Origin of the sequence: Burkholderia sp. Ac-20392 (genome assembly GCF_017104585.1) — a bacterium.
Lineage (GTDB): Bacteria > Pseudomonadota > Gammaproteobacteria > Burkholderiales > Burkholderiaceae > Burkholderia > Burkholderia lata.
Genome location: NZ_JAAGPB010001206.1, coordinates 1 through 264, shown reverse-complemented (window position 1 = coordinate 264; position 264 = coordinate 1). Strand labels below are relative to the sequence as shown.

Sequence of the window (264 nt, the reverse complement as noted above, 5' to 3'; positions counted from 1 at the left end):
GTGATCGTCTGCGGTGGCGTGACGGCGACCGTCGAGCAGATGCAGACGTTGCATGCGACGTTGCGGTAGGCGAGAGAGGCTGGCGCAAGCAGGTCTGTCGGGGGACGGCCGGATGGTAGTCGACGACGGATATCTTTGTGATCGTCTGCGGTGGCGTGACGGCGACCGTCGAGCAGATGCAGACGTTGCATGCGACGTTGCGGTAGGCGAGAGAGGCTGGCGCAAGCAGGTCTGTCGGGGGACGGCCGGATGGTAGTCGACGAC

1 protein-coding gene is annotated in these 264 nt (G+C 64.8%); it reads right to left on the bottom strand.

The window, feature by feature from the left end; genetic code table 11:
- Positions 1-191, bottom strand: a 191-nt coding sequence (locus G3N99_RS41645) for a hypothetical protein (protein WP_206125353.1), incomplete at its 3' end; no start/stop codon positions are given.
- Positions 192-264 lie beyond the last annotated feature (73 nt).